At 42.4% G+C, this 18,247-nt stretch carries 15 protein-coding genes; 11 read left to right on the forward strand and 4 right to left on the reverse strand.

Annotation, left to right across the window (positions count from 1 at the left end; genetic code table 11):
* The first annotated feature begins 41 nt into the window (after positions 1-41).
* From ACRYKC_RS12005 to ACRYKC_RS12025, 5 genes are all read left to right on the forward strand, one after another.
* Positions 42-2,156, forward strand: coding sequence for an amylo-alpha-1,6-glucosidase (locus ACRYKC_RS12005; RefSeq protein WP_433806969.1), 2,115 nt, complete (start codon positions 42-44; stop codon positions 2,154-2,156).
* A gap of 25 nt (positions 2,157-2,181) precedes the next feature.
* A complete protein-coding gene (locus tag ACRYKC_RS12010; protein WP_433806970.1) occupies positions 2,182-3,462 on the forward strand; it encodes an ABC transporter substrate-binding protein in 1,281 nt (426 codons plus the stop codon).
* Between the two features lie 200 nt (positions 3,463-3,662).
* Positions 3,663-4,547 (forward strand): carbohydrate ABC transporter permease, encoded by an 885-nt coding sequence (locus ACRYKC_RS12015; RefSeq protein WP_433807129.1) that lies wholly within the window; start codon positions 3,663-3,665, stop codon positions 4,545-4,547.
* Between the two features lie 12 nt (positions 4,548-4,559).
* Positions 4,560-5,381: a carbohydrate ABC transporter permease gene (locus ACRYKC_RS12020; RefSeq protein ID WP_433806971.1), complete on the forward strand. Its 822-nt coding sequence runs from the start codon at positions 4,560-4,562 to the stop codon at positions 5,379-5,381.
* A 311-nt stretch (positions 5,382-5,692) separates the two neighbouring features.
* On the forward strand, positions 5,693-6,466 hold the full coding sequence (locus ACRYKC_RS12025) for a tyrosine-protein phosphatase (protein ID WP_433806972.1): 774 nt from the start codon (positions 5,693-5,695) through the stop codon (positions 6,464-6,466).
* Between the two features lie 48 nt (positions 6,467-6,514).
* Here the strand turns inward: ACRYKC_RS12025 and ulaA are convergent, their stop codons facing one another.
* From ulaA to ACRYKC_RS12040, 3 genes are read right to left on the reverse strand one after another with little or no spacing between them, the layout of a single operon-like run.
* The gene (ulaA, locus tag ACRYKC_RS12030) at positions 6,515-7,888 is read right to left on the reverse strand and encodes a PTS ascorbate transporter subunit IIC (RefSeq protein WP_433806973.1); all 1,374 of its coding nucleotides are present in this window, start codon (positions 7,886-7,888) and stop codon (positions 6,515-6,517) included.
* Between the two features lie 31 nt (positions 7,889-7,919).
* The gene (locus tag ACRYKC_RS12035) at positions 7,920-8,186 is read right to left on the reverse strand and encodes a PTS sugar transporter subunit IIB (protein ID WP_085028664.1); all 267 of its coding nucleotides are present in this window, start codon (positions 8,184-8,186) and stop codon (positions 7,920-7,922) included.
* Between the two features lie 22 nt (positions 8,187-8,208).
* Positions 8,209-10,320 carry a BglG family transcription antiterminator gene (locus tag ACRYKC_RS12040; RefSeq protein ID WP_433806974.1) on the reverse strand — a complete coding sequence of 704 codons (2,112 nt, stop codon included), beginning with the start codon at positions 10,318-10,320 and terminating at the stop codon, positions 8,209-8,211.
* Between the two features lie 511 nt (positions 10,321-10,831).
* On the opposite strand from ACRYKC_RS12040, the gene ACRYKC_RS12045 reads away from it, so the two are divergent.
* On the forward strand, positions 10,832-11,500 hold the full coding sequence (locus ACRYKC_RS12045; protein WP_433806975.1) for a type 1 glutamine amidotransferase domain-containing protein: 669 nt from the start codon (positions 10,832-10,834) through the stop codon (positions 11,498-11,500).
* 353 nt (positions 11,501-11,853) lie between these two features.
* Complete coding sequence (locus ACRYKC_RS12050) at positions 11,854-12,624, forward strand: tyrosine-protein phosphatase (RefSeq protein ID WP_433806976.1); 771 nt, start codon at positions 11,854-11,856, stop codon at positions 12,622-12,624.
* A gap of 86 nt (positions 12,625-12,710) precedes the next feature.
* Here the strand turns inward: ACRYKC_RS12050 and ACRYKC_RS12055 are convergent, their stop codons facing one another.
* Positions 12,711-13,541, reverse strand: a complete 831-nt coding sequence (locus tag ACRYKC_RS12055) for a hypothetical protein (RefSeq protein ID WP_433806977.1) — start codon at positions 13,539-13,541, stop codon at positions 12,711-12,713.
* A 447-nt stretch (positions 13,542-13,988) separates the two neighbouring features.
* Between ACRYKC_RS12055 and ACRYKC_RS12060 the strand changes: the two genes are divergently transcribed.
* From ACRYKC_RS12060 to ACRYKC_RS12075, 4 genes are all read left to right on the forward strand, one after another.
* Positions 13,989-14,645 carry a sugar transferase gene (locus ACRYKC_RS12060; protein ID WP_433807130.1) on the forward strand — a complete coding sequence of 219 codons (657 nt, stop codon included), beginning with the start codon at positions 13,989-13,991 and terminating at the stop codon, positions 14,643-14,645.
* Positions 14,646-14,660: 15 nt separating this feature from the next.
* Entirely contained in the window at positions 14,661-15,890 is a 1,230-nt protein-coding gene (locus ACRYKC_RS12065) for a glycosyltransferase (protein WP_433806978.1), read from the forward strand.
* 15 nt (positions 15,891-15,905) lie between these two features.
* Positions 15,906-17,273: a sugar phosphate nucleotidyltransferase gene (locus tag ACRYKC_RS12070; RefSeq protein WP_433806979.1), complete on the forward strand. Its 1,368-nt coding sequence runs from the start codon at positions 15,906-15,908 to the stop codon at positions 17,271-17,273.
* Between the two features lie 82 nt (positions 17,274-17,355).
* Complete coding sequence (locus ACRYKC_RS12075) at positions 17,356-18,240, forward strand: pectate lyase family protein (RefSeq protein WP_433806980.1); 885 nt, start codon at positions 17,356-17,358, stop codon at positions 18,238-18,240.
* Positions 18,241-18,247 lie beyond the last annotated feature (7 nt).

Consider the following 18,247-nt stretch of genomic DNA (forward strand, 5'->3'; position numbering starts at 1 on the left):
TTAAGCAAAAACCAAAACGTTTCGGATGAAGGAGTGTAGGAATGGAATACCGTGTTTTGAAAGATAATGAATTATTTTTACTTACTGATAAGAGTGGAGATGTTCCACTTGACCATCCGTATGGACTTGGATTGTACAAACAGGACACGCGGTTTTTAAGTCAGATGTCACTGACGATTAACCGTAAGCCATTAATCCTGTTGAAATCCGAGGCGGATGGAACCTATGAATCTTCCATGCTATTAACCAACCCGCACATGGAGAAGGACGGAGAGATTGAACTGTGGAGGGAATCGATTGAGATCGAGAGGTTCCGCTACATTTCGGATGACGTTCTTTATGAAACGATTAGAGCGAAAAGCTATTATCCAACGCCTGTCAGCTTTTCATTGGAACTTTCGTTTGAAGCGGACTTTGCTGACATGTTTATCATCCGTGGCTTTCAACATGGTGAAGTCGGCACAAAGCAGAAAACGAAAGTAGAAGATAACCGGTTGATCTTCGGTTACGAGGGTTCAGATCAAATCAATCGTTCCACTCAGGTGATTTGGGAACCGACTTCAGGAGCTAAGGCAGAAGGCAGTACGATTACGTTTCCATTTGAATTAGCTCATGAAGAAGTGAAGGAAGTAACGGTGCGGGTCGTCCCGCTCGTCGGAGAAGAGAAGAAAGAGGCACTTCCTGCTTCTGAGGCATTTCAAAACCTTAAAGAAACGTACGAAGAGTGGAATGACAACGTCACGGAAGTCACCACCGACCATACGCCGTTGAACCGATTGATTGAACGAGGGGTTCAGGATCTTCAAGCGTTGTCTACAGATGTCGGCTTCGGGCCATTCTTTGTCGCAGGACTTCCGTGGTTTGGTGTTCCATTTGGACGCGATAGTCTGATTGCTGCCCTTCAGACACTCCCGTTCCAACCGGAGATCGCCAAAGGAACATTACGTACTTTGGCGCATTATCAAGGCACAAAGAAAGACGAGTGGCGAGATGAAGAACCAGGAAAAATCATGCACGAAATTCGCTATGGTGAATTGGCAAATACCAATCAGGTTCCGTTCACTCCTTACTATGGAACGATAGATGCGACACCGCTGTTTCTCATCCTGTTAACCGAATATGCAAGGTGGTCAAAAGATCTAAATTTGTTTGAAGAGCTTTTACAAAACGTTGAAAGCGCTATCGAATGGATTGATCAGTATGGCGATCGTGATGGGGATGGGTTTGTTGAGTATCATCAGGAATCGAGTAAAGGCATTGCCAATCAAGGATGGAAGGACTCAGCAGATTCGATCGTCCATCGAAATGGGGAGTATGCCAAATCGCCAATCGCTCTAGCTGAGGTTCAAGGGTATGTGTACCAGGCACGCATCGGTATTGCTGAACTGTACGAAGCCTCGGGATCTTCTGAAAAAGCGGAGAAGCTGAATGCTCAGGCCGCCGACTTAAAGAAAAAGTTCAATGAAGCTTTCTGGATGGATGATGTCGGCTATTATGCGATTGCCCTAGATGAACATAAAAAACAGGTGGGTACGATTACATCTAACCCTGGCCATGCCTTGTATGCCGGCTTGATTGATGAAGATAAACAGGAACAAGTGCTAGATTCCCTCGTTTCATCGAAGATGTTCTCCGGTTACGGTATTCGCACAATGGCGGAAGGAGAAGCCGGGTACAATCCGATGAGCTATCACGATGGAAGTGTTTGGCCGCATGATAACAGCATGGTTCTACTTGGAATGGGATATGTTCAAGGAAACAAGCAAGCCAATATGGTCATCGAAGGACTGATTGAGGCTTCCCGTTCGTTTGAATATGAACGCCTGCCAGAATTGTTCTGTGGATATGGAAGGGAAGAAGGAAAACCCGTCCCTTATCCGGTTGCTTGTTCGCCGCAAGCCTGGGCTGCAGGAACGCCTTTAACATTTATCCGCACGATGATTGGGCTGTATCCCACGTATGACAGCAAGGAGATTACACTATCGCCGAGCTTCGTAAACGGCTTGAATGAAATGTCCGTTCAGGACCTCCCATTAGCCGGGGGAAAGGTCTCTTTTACCGTCAAACGAAAAGGAAATCAGTACGAACTCGACGTTACAGAGAACGCGACTGGTTTAAATGTAAGTCTAGACTCAGATTCAAAAATTCACGTATAAAACTATTTGAAGGGGTAGGTTAATGATGAAATTTAACAAAATGCTGGCGGCAGTTGGTGTCACTGGAATGTTAATGGGAACTGCGCTTGCGGGATGCAGCAGTGATTCTTCCGGTGATGGTGGATCAAGCGACGGTGAACAGGTAACCGTAGAACTTGCGGGATGGGGCAGTACTCCTGAAGAAAAAGAATTATTGACTAAGACGCTTCAGGAATTTGAAGAATCTCACCCAAATATTAAAGTGGAACACGAAGTGATTGCCGATCAATACATGGATGTGATGAAAACCCGTCTTGTTGGAGGAGAAGCCGCCGATGTTTTCTACCTTGATGCCTTTGAAGCTCCGGGGCTTGCAAAAACTGGCGTCCTTGAGCCGCTTGACGAGTACGTAACAGATGAATTCGATGTTGATGACTTCCAGGATCCGCTGCTAAATGCTTTCAAATTTGATGACAAACAGTATGGTTTTCCGAAAGACTTCTCAACTCTTGCCTTATTTTATGATAAGCAAGCCTTTGAAGAAGCAGGACTGGAAGGACCTCCAAAAACATGGGATGAGCTTAGAGAATATGCGGAGAAACTGACCGTAGATGAGGACGGAGATGGACAGCCGGATCAATACGGACTTGGTTTTTCTTCTGAACTAGCCCGTCAATTCTATAAGCTTCAGCCTTACGGAGCGAAAGTGACCAACGAGAACAATGAAGCAGCTTTTGCAGGCGATAAGGCCATCGAAGCACTCCAGCCAATCGTTGATATGAAGCAGGATAAAATTGCTGCTCTTCCATCTGATGCCGGAACAGACTGGGGCGGAGATATGTTCGGTCAAGGGAAAGCGGCGATGGTGATCGAGGGCAACTGGACTGTTCCATTCATTGAGAGCAACTTCTCAGATAAGGACTATGCGACAGCTGAACTTCCAACCGTAAATGGAGAAAAAGCAACAGCCGCATTTACGGTCGCTTATGTCATGAACAAACAATCAGAAGTGAAAGACGCTGCCTGGGAATTGATTTCCTATCTTACTGGTAAAGAAGGGATGAAAACGTGGACAAGCAAAGGTCTAGCTCTTCCGACGCGTGAATCGGTAGCTGCTGAGCTTGGATTTGATGAAGATCCTATTCGTAAAGCGTTTGTTGACGGAGCATCCTATGCTCAGCCATGGCAGGCAGGTCCGAACCTTCCGACCATCAATAACAACTTTAACAACCAGTTCACGAGTGCCCTACTTGGGGATCAATCCCTCGAGGAAGCCTTGAAAAAAGCGCAAGAAACGGCGAACAAGGAGATCAAAGCTTCGAACTAATTAGCGCAATTGGCTGATGGATCATGAGGAAGGAATCCGATTTCCTTCCTTTATCCTTCATGCTTTTTCTTGAATGAAGTCGGCAAAGTGGTATCAAGAATGAAAGAGGTGGCGATATGGAACCGGCTAGAAAAGAAAACCATGCTCATGAACAGAAACAGTCGAAACCTCCGAAAAAAGGAAAACGGCCGAAGCGATACATGAGTAAAGGAATGAAAGAAGGACTCTCTGGCTATTTGTTTATGACTCCGACGATTTTTACCATTGGTGTATTTGTTGTTATCCCTATTTTATATGCCTTTTACTTATCCTTAAATGATGTGCAGCTGCTCGGTGGCATCGGCTATGAGTTTATCGGACTTGAAAACTATACCCGTACATTGGACGATACACGGGCGATAATTGCCCTGAAAAACACGGCAGAATATGTACTCATTGTGGTACCCGTTCAAACGTGTTTAGCTTTATTACTTGCGGCAGCCTTAAACTCAAATATTCGTGGGAAAAATGCGTTTCGAATTATTTTCTTCCTGCCAACGGTAACGTCTTCCGCGGTCCTTACCATTATTTTTATGTGGATGTACAATCCAGATGGTTTAATTAACTCGTTTCTTTCGTTTTTAAGCCTCCCAACGTATAACTGGCTGGCGGACCCTGATATTGCTTTGAAGTCGATTATGATTATGAACATCTGGGCAACTGCCCCATTCTTTATGGTCATTTATCTGGCTGCGATGCAGGATATCTCTGATTCCGTATATGAGGCAGCTACCATTGATGGAGCCAACTGGTGGCAGAAATTCATCTTTATTACGATTCCTATCCTGAAACCTGTCACGTTCTTCGTCGTAGTCATGGGAGTAATCGGAACCTTCCAGTTGTTTGATCAGTCTTACATCTTCTCTGGAGGATCGGGTGGACCGAATAACTCGACATTGACCGTTGTCCTGCTTATCTATCAGTACGCCTTTAAATCTCTTGATATGGGGTATGCTTCAGCGCTGGCTGTCGTGCTTGCCTTCATCATTATGATTGTAACGATCATCCAGAAAAAATTTTTCGGTGAGGAAAAACTTCATGACTAAGGGAGGAGACCAATGAAGAAGAAAACATTTACGAAGCCATTTGTGTACGGAATATTAATCTTATACGCCGTGGTGACCTTTATGCCTTTTCTTTGGGCGATCCTTTCTTCCTTTAAGCCTTTAGAAGAGATTGTATCAGGTATCACGTTCTTCCCTGAAAACTTTACCTTAAATAACTATACGGAAATCTTTTCAAGAGAACCGCTGTTTCTAAGGTGGATGTTCAATTCTCTATTTATTACGGCCTTTATGGTCGTCTTGAATATCATCTTTAACTCAATGGCGGGCTATGCACTGGCACGAGTGAAATTCGCCGGTCGCAAGTTCTGGTTCTTCCTGATCTTAGTCGTATTGATGATTCCTTTCCAAGTGACGTTAATTCCTAGTTATCTCATCTTGAAGGCTTTCGGCTGGCTGGATACGTATCAGGGACTCATTATTCCCGGTATGGTGAATGCGACCTTCATTTTTATGATGAGGCAGTTCTTCCTAAACTTCCCGAAAGAACTAGAGGAAGCTGCACAGATGGACGGCCTCAGCCGAATCGGCACATTCTTCAAGATTGTCATGCCTTTGGCGAAGCCTGCACTGGCAGCTCAGGCCGTATTTATATTCATGTCATCATGGAATGATTTCATGCGTCCATTAATCATTATGTCTTCCGAAGAAATGTTCACTCTGACGCTTGGATTGAACTCCTTTAAAGGGCAGTATATCAGCTTCTGGAATTTAATCATGGCTGCGTCGACCCTTATGACGATACCGTCCTTATTGATCTACGCGTTCTTTAACCGCTATTTTATCAAAGGAGTTACTTTTACAGGAGGAAAATAAGAGATCGACTCTCAAGTTTAATGCTTGGGGGTTTTTCTTTTGGGGAGACTTGTAAGTCAGATTTTACATTAGGGTAAGGGATATCCAGACTTGTTTTCCTAAAATTGAAAGCAGGATTCTCTCTACCCTGTGTAGTAGGTAATATTTATAAGGGTCGATATTTGTCATTAAGTTCACGATTCTAGTTATTTAATGAACAAGATAGGGAAAAGAACGGTAAGTAAATGACTAAATAAGGAAAGGACCTGTCTTATAAAAATCAGGTTAGTTTTATTTATAAGTACAAGTTCAATGGAAAGGAGCCACTAGGAATGATTGATTTACATAGCCATATTTTACCCAGGGTAGATGACGGAGCGGAGACTCTAAAGGAAAGTATTGAAATGGCGAAGGCTGCAGTAAATGATGGAATTACTGAGATTGTAGCTACCCCTCACCATAAAACTACAAGGTTTGATAACTCCAAATCGGAAATCCTCCCTAAAGTAAAAAAGTTGAATGAAGCATTAGCTGAACGTGATATTCCATTAACTGTCCTGCCAGGCCAGGAGACCAGAGTATATGGAGATTTTGTGGATGACTTACAGAATGGGGAAATCCTGACCATTAATGAACACACCAATTATGTCCTTGTTGAATTTCCACATGCGCAAGTGCCGTGGTTTGCTAAGCAGTTATTGTACAATCTACAGGTGGCAGGGTACCGCCCAATTATTGTTCACCCGGAGCGTAATGAACAGCTGATCGAAGAACCTGATTTGCTTTATGAGTTTGTTAATAATGGTGCTTTCACACAATTAACGGCTGGAAGCATCCTTGGACATTTTGGCAAAGAGTATAAGAAATTCTCCTATGAATTAATGAATGCGAATTTGGCCCATCTGATTTCGTGTGATGCTCATAATACATCGCATCGCGGCTTCTGTTTGACGGAAGCTTACACAGCGGTAAGAGCAGAATACGGGTTGGAAAGAGTGTTCTTTTTCGCTGAAAATGCTGAGGCGGTTGTAAAAGGGAATATGGTGGATACTTTTGAACCAGAGCAGGTGAAACGCTCGAAGTTGCTTGGTCTTTTTAGTAAATAAAACATAAGAATCCCTTCCTGCAATCAGGAAGGGATTCTTGATAGATTATTATGCAATATCCGTATCTGGATTTTCCTTATCTCCATTTGCTTTTGATCTGAAGCCAAGGAAGAAAAGGATAGCGATGATACCTAATACGAGGGCGAAGATCACGCCATTTGATTCAACCATTCGGATCAGGTTACCAAGGATAATACCAACGACTCCGAAGTCAGCATCTCCAAATGTCGTACCCTGGAATCCGAGTGAGCCAAGAACAGGTAGCAACAGGGCAGGTAAGAAACTGATGATGACCCCGTTCGCCATAGAACCGATGATGGCACCTTTTCTACCACCAGTTGCGTTACCGAAGACTCCGGCAGCGGCACCTGTGAAGAAGTGAGGGACAAGTCCTGGCACAATAACTTTTAATCCAAGTAGTGGCAGGAACAGCATGCTTACAAGTCCAGCAATAAAGCTGAAGAAGAATCCGATGATCACAGCGTTTCCAGCGAATGGGAAAATTGCTGGGCAGTCTAGTGCTGGTTTTGAATTTGGTACAATCTTCTCTGCAATACCTTTGAAGGCTGGTACAATTTCAGCAAGTAGCATACGCACACCAGCTAAAATGATGTAGACACCAGCAGCGAAGGTAAGACCTTGCATGAAGGCGAATACAAGAAAGTTTTGCCCACCGCTTAGTTCACCTTGAACGAAAGCAGGTCCTGCAGCTCCTGCTACGACGAAGAAGAGGATCGCCATAGTTAAGGAGACAGAAACGGATGTGTCTCGAAGAAAGCTTAGAGATTTAGGAACTTTAATCTCTTCTGTAGATTTAGAACCTTTTCCGACAGCCTTACCTACTAGAGCCGCAATTAAATATCCAAATGAACCGAAGTGTCCAACGGCAAAGTCATCAGAACCCGTTACTTTACGTGTGAAAGGCTGAAGCATAGCCGGGGATAACACCATCAAGGTACCAAGGATAATGGATCCCAGAATGACTAGAGATGCCCCGGAAAACCCGCCAGTAGTTAAAATTACAGCGATCAGAGCGGCCATAAACATCGTATGGTGCCCAGTTAAAAAGATATACTTAAAAGGACTGAAGCGGGCGAGTAGAATGTTGACGACCATACCGAACAGCATAATCATTGCTGTCGCTGTACCGAATGTTTCCTGTGCAAGGGCAACGATGGCTTCGTTGTTTGGAATAACGCCCTGGACGGCAAAAGCTTCATTAAACATGCTGCTGAACTGACCCAGGGACTGGACAAGGACATTCGCCCCTGCCCCTAGGATTACGAAGCCCATGATTGTCTTAAGGGTGCCTGAAACAACATCGCCTGTATTTTTGCGTTGCACAAGGAGTCCAATTAGGGCGAACAAACCAACAAGTATGGCCGGTGTTCCTAAGATATCCTTCATTATTAAATCAATCATGTGTAACGCTCCTTTGTTGTTTTAGTTTTTATTACAGATTGTTTTCTAGTGCTTCGCGGAGCTCATTCTTGTCCATCAAGTTTTTCAGTTTCACTACATTTTTGTTTCCGTCTTCAAGGCCGCCTACAATATCTTCTGAACCTAGGTAGAGATCGGCTTGTTCAGACTTTGCTGAAGTCAAGTCTGTGTGGGAAACTTCTGCTTCTTTCCCCATTTCCTTCAATGCTGCTTTTACGTTCATTTCTACGATCATGCTGCTTCCTAAACCATTTCCACATACAACTAATACTTTTTTCATTTTAAATTCCTCCTCAAATTTTTTAAGCTTCTACCGTTTTGTTGACTAGTTCAATGACAGTCTTTGCATCATTGGCTTCAATTAAACGCTCGACATTTTCTTCATCTGATAACAGCTCAGTAAGCTGAGCTAATGCTTTTAAGTGGGTTTGATTATCAATAGCTGCTAAAACAATGACTAACTGGGCACGGTGTTTTTCCTTGTCTGAAAAGTAAACAGGTTCTTTCAGTCGCAAGAAACTCATTCCCAGTTTTTCCACCCCAGCTTCGGGACGTGCATGGGGGATGGCGATTCTTGGAGCGATGACGATATAAGGTCCCGTCTCCTTAACATTATCAATCATCGCTTTAATATACTCTGGTTTGATCGATTCTTGATCAACCAGGGGCTGAGCAGCCGTTTCGATGGCTTCTTCCCAGCTGGATACATGATCTTTGAATTGTATCGTTTTTTCTGTTAATAATTCGTTGAGCATAGGCTTTCGCAGCTCCTTTGTCAGCGGTGTATTTTGGTCTAAAAGTTGAACTAATTCCCTTTTCAGTTCGTCTTTCTGATGGATCGTCGCATATTGTTCGATGACATCCATCACCAGATCCGTAGAATCTTTTTCTGGCTGTTTCGAATGGAAAAGCTCATTCATCCGCCGCATAATCTGTTCCTTTTCAAGGTTGGTCAAGATGGCTGGAACATGGATAACGGGAATGTCTTTTGCCTTAATATAATTTGTCGAAAAGATCACGTCTGTGTCAGGTTCGATGGACTGGTATTCCCGGATCGACATGGTTTTGGTCACGTTCAATCCTGCAATCAGATTTTCTAGTTGGGTGCGTAGCATGTTGGATGTTCCAATCCCATTTTCACAAACGATAATCGCTCTGTACTTCGTTTCCACCTGTTTCTTCTCTTTGGTCAGCCATCCGCCGAAATGCAAGGTGATATAGGCAACTTCTTCATTAGGGATTTTCTCTCCAACATAAAGCTCTAAGTGTTTCATCACGCGTTTCGTTAAGTGGAAGATGTCAGGATAATTCTCCTGGATACTTTCCGCTAAATCATTGGCGATTTTTACACCGTATTTCAAGCGGTAGTACGTCGGCTTAATGTGAAAAATAAGATTTTCCTCAAGCCCTTTCTTGTCATCAAACACGACAGCTGAATACAATTGAAAGTCAGAAATCATCCGTTGAACGACCTCGCGCAGTCCGGAAAGTTCACGTTCCGTATAGCGGCTGAAGTCATCATGCTGAACCTTGGAACCTAATAAGTTCATCGTAATGAAGCAGATCTCATCGTCTGGAAAGGAAACATCCCATAATTGCTTGAGTTTGTTCGTAATTAACAGGGATGCCTGGTAAGCCTCTGTTTGTTTGAGTACCTGTTTTTCCTCTTCTTCAACAACGATATACTTCTCTGACTGGATGCGCTTCATGATCATTAAGATCTGTAGAGAAAGGATCTCTACCATCTCATCGGTCAACGTCAATCCTAATTTTTGTTCAGCTTCAAAAAGAAGGTTTCTCACGGTGTGTCTTTGGTCGGTCTCTTGGGACGAGTCCTCATCTCCAGGCTCAATCATACGGTGAACTTCATTCCGGACGTTTTGCCATTCTGGGTGAGAGAAGATGACGGCCAGGATATCCGAAAGCATTTCTCTTTTTGTTTCCTCTGGACCGCTTAATCGGTATCCGGAGCCTTTCTGATAGTACAACGTCAATCCGGCTTGCCTGAACTCTTCTTTAATCGCTTTAAGAACCTTCGCGACGGTGCCTCGACTCATGCTCGTAAGGTCCATGAAGCTTTGCATCGAGGCATCTTGTTCTTCCAATAATATCTTTGACTTAATGAGTACTTCTCGTTCTTGCTTCGATAATTGGTATTGCCAATTATCGAAACTTTCATCCTTTTGAAGGTTCAATTTGGATTTTGTTGTGTCAGGCAGAAACAGCCCTTCACCATGTTTCGTTTCAATCGGTTCTAAATTCTGATCTTCTAACCAACTGTTGATCTGATCAAGATCATAATAAATCGTGCGTTGAGACACATTCATTTTTGCAACCAGATCTTTTGTCGGGATAGGATCATTCGATAGTTGAATGATGGATAATAAGTGTGCACGTCTTTTATCCAGTACCATAGGGATCCCCCTTGTTCTGGTTATTATCTGGTAATTTTTGCAGAATTATACGGGTGTTATTTCGATGATCATCTTATGGCTTAATTATAATGCGCTTTCACTAGTATTGAAAGGGGTTTCAGTGTGCATAGTTTGTAAGTACTATTTTTGCAAAAATGAACTCATGGCTAGTGGGTACCGCATTATAGCTGGAGAAAAATATGGAAATTGCGATTGATCCCTTGCTACTGAAGGGTAGTGCGGGAGTCATGGTTACAATTGATGGGTGAATAAATAAAAAGGAAGCGGACTCATTAAAGAGAGGGCTTCCTTTTATTGTTAAGGATTTTTTTATTTGTATAACGCTAGTTTTTGTTCTAAAACCCTTATTTCCATGTACTTATCATTCCTAAAGGAAACTGTGTCTTCATTGAGCAAATGATTTTCGGTATCTTCTATATAGATGGTATAACATACATGTGGTCAATGAAGACTACATCAAAATGGATCCAAATTGAAGGAGGCAAAACCAATGAGTAACAAACGCGTACTAATGGTTGTAACCAATCACACGAAGATAACAGACGATCATAAAACAGGCCTATGGCTGGAAGAATATGCGGTGCCTTATAATGCCTTCAAAGAACAAGGCTACGATGTAAAAGTAACAAGCATCCAGGGTGGCGAAGTTCCACTGGATCCAAACAGTATTCCAGAAGAAGAAGTAGCAGAATGGGCGGAAGCTCAAGAACAATTGAAAGATACAGCCAAGCTTTCCAAAGAAGACGCGGAAGGGTTTGACGGAATTTTTCTTCCAGGTGGACATGGAACAATGTTCGACTTTCCTGAAAGTGAAACCTTGCAATATGTATTGCAAAAACATGCGGAACAAGGTAACATCATTGGCTCCGTCTGCCACGGTCCAAGCGGTCTTGTGAATGCAACGTACGAAGACGGTACACCAATTGTAAAAGGGAAAAAGGTAGCTGGCTTCACAGATTCAGAAGAAATCGGCATGGGCTTAGATGTGCATATGCCATTCATGCTTGAGACAGAGCTTCGCAACAAAGGAGCGAACTTCTCTAAAGGGGAAGACTGGACAGCTTATGCGGTTCGTGATGGTAACTTGATTACTGGTCAGAACCCGATGTCCAGTGAAAGTGCAGCTGAAAAAATGGTAGAAGCCTTGAACGAAAAATAATAGATTCTAGAAAGGTCTCCTCTATATAAGAGGGGACCTTTCTTTATAAGGAATAGTCGGCACTAAGAACTGATGACATGGAACTATAGTTTAAAGTGTTTAAAAAGGAAATAAGAGGAAAAAGAAGCTAATTAATGATATACAAAGGTTTTAAATCGTTTATTACATAATTCCATAATAAATAGTTGTTTTTTGAACTTTTAAATCCAAACTTATCCATTTATAATAATATCAGCAGTTCTAAATAATGAACTGCAGGACTATTGATTCATGTATATTTTTTTAAGATAAATGTTCTTTTTAAAGAACTACCCATACAGAAAGTTAACTAGAATATAGGAGAGGTGTTTAGAATGATTGATTTGCATTGCCATATTCTCCCCGGTGTAGATGACGGGGCACAAACACTAGAAGAAAGCATCGAAATGGCAAAAGAGGCAGTGGAGGAGGGGATTGAAACCATTGTTGCTACTCCTCAGCATATGACGAGTAACTTTCATAACCCCAATCATTCCATCATCAGTAAAGTGAAGGATTTTAACAGAGAACTTAAAGCACAAGGAATTCCACTGGAGGTATTGTACGGTCAGGAAGTGAGAATGAACAGTGAAATTATGAGTGCTCTTGAGACGGAAGAGCTCCTTTCTGTCAATCATAAAAGCAAGTATATCTTTATTGAGCTGCCATACAATATGATGCCTAATTACGCCAAAAATGTTTTATACGAACTGCAGCTTGCGGGGTACAAGCCAATCCTTGCTCATCCAGAGCGAAATAAGGTGGTTCAGGAGCAGCCTGACCTTCTTTATCATTTTGTTAGGAATGGCGCGATTATGCAAGTAACGGCTGGCAGTATTGTAGGAAAATATGGACGCTCTGCTCAAAAGTTAGCGTTTACCATGATTGAACATAATCTGGCACACGTGATAGCTTCGGATGCGCGGGATACAAAGAAAAAGAAATTCTACATGAAAGCTGCGTATGATAAAATGCAGAAAAAGTACGGAACCGATACGGTTTATCAGTTTATGGAGAATGCAAGTGTGATCTTAGATGGTGAGATGGTGTATACAGATCCGCCAGAGCGGATGAAAACGAAAAAAGGGTTAGGCATATTTTCATAGTGATATCCATTTCTGAAAAGAAGAAGCGTCCTCGATGGACGCTTCTTCTTTTCTCATAGTTTGATTCTTTTCAATAGAACTACCGTTTATAAATTGACTCTATTTCGCTGTCCTCGATCGATGATTTGGTTGCCTGAAACAGAAGGGATATACAGGGTGGTATCCATACTGTTAGCGGTTAACTCGATCACAGGTGTAGAGGGAACATCCCAGGCCATGCCATGAATATAGTTGAATTGTCCACTAACTTTAAGAATTTTCGTAGTGATAGATGTGGGCTGGATTTGGAGGTTTTGAAATTGATTTCCACTAATTTCGTTAGGGATTGTAGAGCTGCTTGTCATCATGATCATTTCAATGCAATCATCAAGCGACAAGTTGAGGAAACGGTTTGCGTTAATCCAGGCGAACCCTGTAGATGGCCGATTAGCAACCATTTTCAAAGCGGTTTTCAACCCGGCAATTTTTATATTCTCAAAGTCAACGAATGAAATTTCGTGACCTGGCCCCCCGGAAAAGAGTGATATTCCCGTACCCTTGTGGCTGCTATGCCAATGGACGATATTAATATTTTTAATTTGTGTTCGGTTCCATACGTTGTAATATTTGTATTTCCCGTTTAAGTAAATAACATCTGAAGCAAATGCAGGATCGTCTATGGCAATGTACGCTCCCTCAAGGGAAGCATTATTTTGCACTTCCAACACTCGAAAGTTCCCCTTCACTACAAACTGGCTTCCATAATTGAACAGTAATTTAACTCCTTTTTTAATGACGATGGGTGCTGTGATGAGATAACTCTTGTTTCCTAAGATTACAGTCTTCCCTTTATTATTACTTGCAAAGTCTATGGCCGCTTGTATTTTCAAAGAATCATTCGCACCGGTGAAGTCTTCAACATAGATGTCTTCGATCATCTTTTGTTCCTACTTTCCTTTAATTAGCATTACGATTTTATCCTTATAGATGTAATGGTTTCATGTGTTGTTCTTTATAATGTACAAAAAACAGGTAATGCTTATGTTCTATACTATTCTAGTAATTTACAAGGAGTTCCGAAATTGGACGGGGTTATTTTCGGGACTTCTAGTATCTATGGATCTATTTTTCCTCATTATTCGAGCATTAAGCTCATACCCTCAGTTAGTCGGTTTTCCAGATAGATTGTTGAAGCCGCTCTCTTCCTTTCTCTACCTGGGTTTCTACACATCAGCTTCGCAAAAAAAGTAAAATAATCAACAAAAGTTCTTTATAAAGAACGTGAGATCTGTTACTATACATTCAAGGTTTAGTTCTTCATAAAGAACGAAAGTGGAGTTTTTCTCAAAAAAGAATTTATGGAGGTGCGGGTTTTGACAGTGAAGATGGAGGAAAGAAGGGAAATCAGAAGGTTGGCTGCTGAGGCGGAAGTGTTCCTTATTGAAAACAAGTCTTTATCATCTACTCCATATGTTTTTGCCCGAAGGTTCGTTGACATTGTTCTGGCTTTTGCAGGTTTAGTCATATTCATACCTCTTCTTCTTATTTTATCGATCGCCATTAAACTAGATTCGAAAGGCACCATCTTTTATCCGCAAGTAAGAGTAGGGATGATGGGGAAACCCTTTCAGTTACTAAAACTCAGAACGATGAAGATGGATGCTGAGAAAGATGGACCACGCTGGGCGGAGATCAATGATCCCAGGGTGACCAGAGTAGGGAGATTCCTCCGAAAAACTAGAATAGATGAACTCCCACAGCTTATGAACGTTTTAAAAGGGGAGATGAGCTTCATTGGTCCAAGACCGGAACGCCCTGTTTTTACTGAATTATTCAATCAACAAACGCCAGGGTTTATTAACCGTCTCGCTGTAAAACCTGGATTAACCGGATGGGCTCAAGTAAATGGCGGTTATGATATCTCCCCTGAGGAAAAGCTGGCTTACGATCTAGAGTATATTCGCAAGAGGAGCTTGCTCCTTGATCTAAAAATACTACTACTGACCTTTAAAATTGTCCTTACTGGAAAAGGTGCTAGATAAAAAGGAGGGTTTAACGTGGACGTATTGTACATGTCGGCGAGACCGCCATACCCACCCCATAAAGGGGACCAGCTGATTGCATGGGAACAGATCAAACAATTAAAAGTTAATGGCGATCACGTTCATCTGCTTACATTTGCAAAAACGAGAAAAGAAAAGGAGCTCATCAAAAAAAAGCTTTCCCCTTATTGTAAAGAAGTGATTGTTTTCCGGATGCATCCAATACCAATGCTGCTTCGGTCATTAAAGACTTTTTATAACTTTAAACCGGTTCAAGTCAATCTGTTTTTCAATCCTAAAATAAAGAAACGTGTGATGGAGATTCATCGCAGGCTTAATCCGGATGTGATTCATGTACAGACGGTTAGGATGGCGGAATATGTGATCGATACCAATAGTCCAAAGTGTTTGGATATGATTGATGCCTTATCTCTGAATATGGAACGCCGTGCCCAAAAGGAGAAAAAGTTGATAAAACCATTATTCCTGCTAGAGTCACGGCTGATGAAACGATATGAAGAAGTCATATTAAAGAAATTTGACCGCACTACGATTGTTTCGGAAAGTGATAAAAGCTATTTGAACCATCCGCAAATCGTTGTGAATCCAAATGGAACCTCCATTACGAAACAGCATCTTGCCAGTTATCCTTCGATGAGAAAGGAAAAAATCATCCTTTTTCACGGAAACATGCAGTATTATCCGAATGTCGAAGCTGTCCTTGATTTTGTGAATGAGGTTTGGCCGCATATTCATAAGGCCTATCCAGACTATAAATTTTATATTGTAGGAAAGGACCCCGTTAAGAGAGTTACAACATTAAACGGCAAAGACAATGTAGTGGTGACCGGATTTGTTAAGGATATATGCATTCCTTTGCTGCAGGCGCAAATTGGTATTTATCCAATGAAGTCAGGGACGGGGATGCAAAACAAAATTGTGGAAGCCATGGCATGTGGATTGCCAACCATTGCTTCTCCTACAGCTTTGCAGGGAATTGCAGGAAGGCGTGGAGGCGAACTAATCTGCACAGGAAATAAAGAAGAAATGATCGCAGCTGTTAAACAGTTGATTGAGAAACCCGAATTACAAGAACGTTATGCCATGAGAGGGCAAGCCTTTGTAAGAAGCCATTATTCATGGGAGAAAAACTGTAACAGGCTGATAAAAACCTGGCAGGAGGCTGAGAGACACCGAAGTTCTGAAACCCAAGAAAAATTAGAACCAATGATCGTTCAATCATGAAAGGCGGTGGGTGACATGCGAATCGTACTGTTATCAGGAGGCTCCGGAAAGCGTTTATGGCCGCTTTCCAATGCTGCCAGGTCCAAACAATTCCTAAAAGTGTTGAAAGATGAAAACGGAAAGATGGAGTCTATGGTTCAGCGCGTCTGGCGGCAGCTCGGGAAGTATAACTTGGATGATAAAGCGATTGTTGCCACAAATGGCTCTCAAGTAGAAATGCTTCATAATCAGCTTGGTCAACGTACTCCTGTGGTGGTAGAGCCAGAACGGAAGGATACTTTTCCGGCCATCGCATTAGCAGCCGTGTACCTTTATTCCGTAGAAGGGTGCAGCGTAGATGAAGTTGTAGGCGTCCTTCCTGTCGATCCATTTGTGGAAGACCACTTTTTTGAGACGGTCAAGAAACTCGAGTGGGGTCTGAACGAGAGTGATGCCGACTTAGCTCTCCTCGGGGTGAAACCCACGTACCCTTCGGAAAAGTATGGGTATATCGTTCCGAACAATAGAACAGAGAGCGATTTTGTTAAAGTAAGTCAGTTTTGCGAAAAGCCGAAAGAGTCATTAGCTAAAAAGCTAATTCACCAGCAGGCCCTTTGGAATTGTGGTGTATTTGGTTTCAAGCTGGGATATATCATCGAGCTACTCAAACGTAAGAATATCCCTGTCGAGTACAATGCTTTACTGAAGTATTACGGCAAGCTTCCATCCAACAGTTTCGATTATGAAGTAGTTGAAAAGGCAAGCAATATTATCGCCCTGCCTTATGATGGTTACTGGAAAGACCTTGGAACGTGGAACACGTTGACCGATGAAATGGACACAAGAGTCATTGGAAATGGAGTGATCAGTCAAGATGTATCCGGTTCGTGTATCGTGAATGAACTGGATATCCCGATTATTTTGATGGGGGTAGAGAATGTTGTCGTAGCCGCAAGTCCTGATGGTCTGTTGGTGACGGATAAAAAGTGTAGTCACAAAATTAAACAGTACGTTTCCCATTTTCAGGATAGGCCAAGATATGAGGAATATTCATGGGGATGGAGCAGAGTGCTTGATTATAAGCAAAAGAAAAATGGCACAGAAAACCTGACGGAAAAAGTCCATTTGAACGCTGGAAGTATGATACAGGGCCAGTTCAGTACGAATCAGGAAATATGGACGGTTACAGAAGGGGAAGGCATCCTGGTCTCAAAGGGTGGGTTTTCAGACATCGGCCCTGGGTCCAGTATTACGATTTCTGCCGGAAAAGATTACACCTTGAAAGCGGTTCATGATATGGAATTCGTCGTCATCCAGAACGGAAAACGGTTAATGGAGAATCGAAGGAAAAATGATGAGGAAGTCCTTTATTTGGAGAAACCTTCGTATTCTCATTACGTATAGTTAGGATTTGAAAATGAAGGCTCAGCGGATCTATATAGGAATAATCATTTTTTTAACAGCGGTTGTGTTAGTAGGACTTTTTATGAAGGGGGCGGGTCAAGAGACTGGCACAATTAGTGTGGAAGCATTTGGGGCGAGTGGGGATGACAGTAAGGATGATTCCAGAGCCATCCAAGCAGCGATTGACTCCAGTTATGAAAGGGACAAACTTCCTGTCCAGTTGTTGGGTAAGACCTATATCTTGAAACAAGGATTACGGTTGAAAGAGGGAGTCGCACTGGAAATGGGAGTGGCTACGAAGCTTCTTGTCGAAGGTAATTTTAATGTATTGGAGCTAGAACGAAAAACTTCGATCTCAAATGGAACCATTGAAATAACCACTCCTGAATTTCAAAGTGCTGTGATCCATGTAAGTGGAAAAGAACAGGTTTGGACGACTGAGCGCATACAGCTCGAAAATGTGACGTTGTACAATTCCAGCGCTACGAATCGTGGAAAAGCAATCTATTTTTCCGCAGAAACATCCGAGGAATTTATCAGTTTTGTGAATGTGACAGGAGTGAATGTGAGCGGGTTTCACACCGCCGTGCATCTCCTAGCAACGCCTCCCAGGAATGAAGAGGAACACAATTTTGTAAATGGAAACAGGTTTGTAAATATGACCCTTGATGACTGCGTCGTCTGTATCCACTTGGATAGTGACGTGACCATTCCTAATGAGGTCTCCGGGAATATGTTTGGCAACCTTCAGATCCAGCTGACAGAGAGTACAGATAAAGCGGTGATTTTATCAGGGACCAATAACACCATAGAAGGTATGATTTGGGACGCTTCCATCATAGAGGATTCACATCCTTTAATAGAAGTAACCGAACAATCCTATGGGAATTCCATAAAAATGAATCTACCTAAAGATCGATTGATAGATAAAGGACAAAGCAACAACTACTCTACCTTCGAAGAGTGATAGGTGA

Origin of the sequence: Halobacillus sp. A1-3 (genome assembly GCF_050971765.1) — a bacterium.
GTDB lineage: Bacteria > Bacillota > Bacilli > Bacillales > Halobacillaceae > Halobacillus > Halobacillus mangrovi_B.

Coding starts and splice junctions, on each gene's coding strand:
- ACRYKC_RS12055 (WP_433806977.1), bottom strand. CDS start 13,541: ATGATCGAAGACATCTATGTTGAAGACTTCACCGGTGCGAATGATTCT.
- ACRYKC_RS12025 (WP_433806972.1), top strand. CDS start 5,693: ATGATTGATTTACATAGCCATATTTTACCCAGGGTAGATGACGGAGCG.
- ACRYKC_RS12040 (WP_433806974.1), bottom strand. CDS start 10,320: ATGGTACTGGATAAAAGACGTGCACACTTATTATCCATCATTCAACTA.
- ACRYKC_RS12035 (WP_085028664.1), bottom strand. CDS start 8,186: ATGAAAAAAGTATTAGTTGTATGTGGAAATGGTTTAGGAAGCAGCATG.
- ulaA (WP_433806973.1), bottom strand. CDS start 7,888: ATGATTGATTTAATAATGAAGGATATCTTAGGAACACCGGCCATACTT.
- ACRYKC_RS12005 (WP_433806969.1), top strand. CDS start 42: ATGGAATACCGTGTTTTGAAAGATAATGAATTATTTTTACTTACTGAT.
- ACRYKC_RS12050 (WP_433806976.1), top strand. CDS start 11,854: ATGATTGATTTGCATTGCCATATTCTCCCCGGTGTAGATGACGGGGCA.
- ACRYKC_RS12015 (WP_433807129.1), top strand. CDS start 3,663: ATGAGTAAAGGAATGAAAGAAGGACTCTCTGGCTATTTGTTTATGACT.
- ACRYKC_RS12010 (WP_433806970.1), top strand. CDS start 2,182: ATGAAATTTAACAAAATGCTGGCGGCAGTTGGTGTCACTGGAATGTTA.
- ACRYKC_RS12070 (WP_433806979.1), top strand. CDS start 15,906: ATGCGAATCGTACTGTTATCAGGAGGCTCCGGAAAGCGTTTATGGCCG.
- ACRYKC_RS12075 (WP_433806980.1), top strand. CDS start 17,356: ATGAAGGGGGCGGGTCAAGAGACTGGCACAATTAGTGTGGAAGCATTT.
- ACRYKC_RS12020 (WP_433806971.1), top strand. CDS start 4,560: ATGAAGAAGAAAACATTTACGAAGCCATTTGTGTACGGAATATTAATC.
- ACRYKC_RS12060 (WP_433807130.1), top strand. CDS start 13,989: ATGGAGGAAAGAAGGGAAATCAGAAGGTTGGCTGCTGAGGCGGAAGTG.
- ACRYKC_RS12045 (WP_433806975.1), top strand. CDS start 10,832: ATGAGTAACAAACGCGTACTAATGGTTGTAACCAATCACACGAAGATA.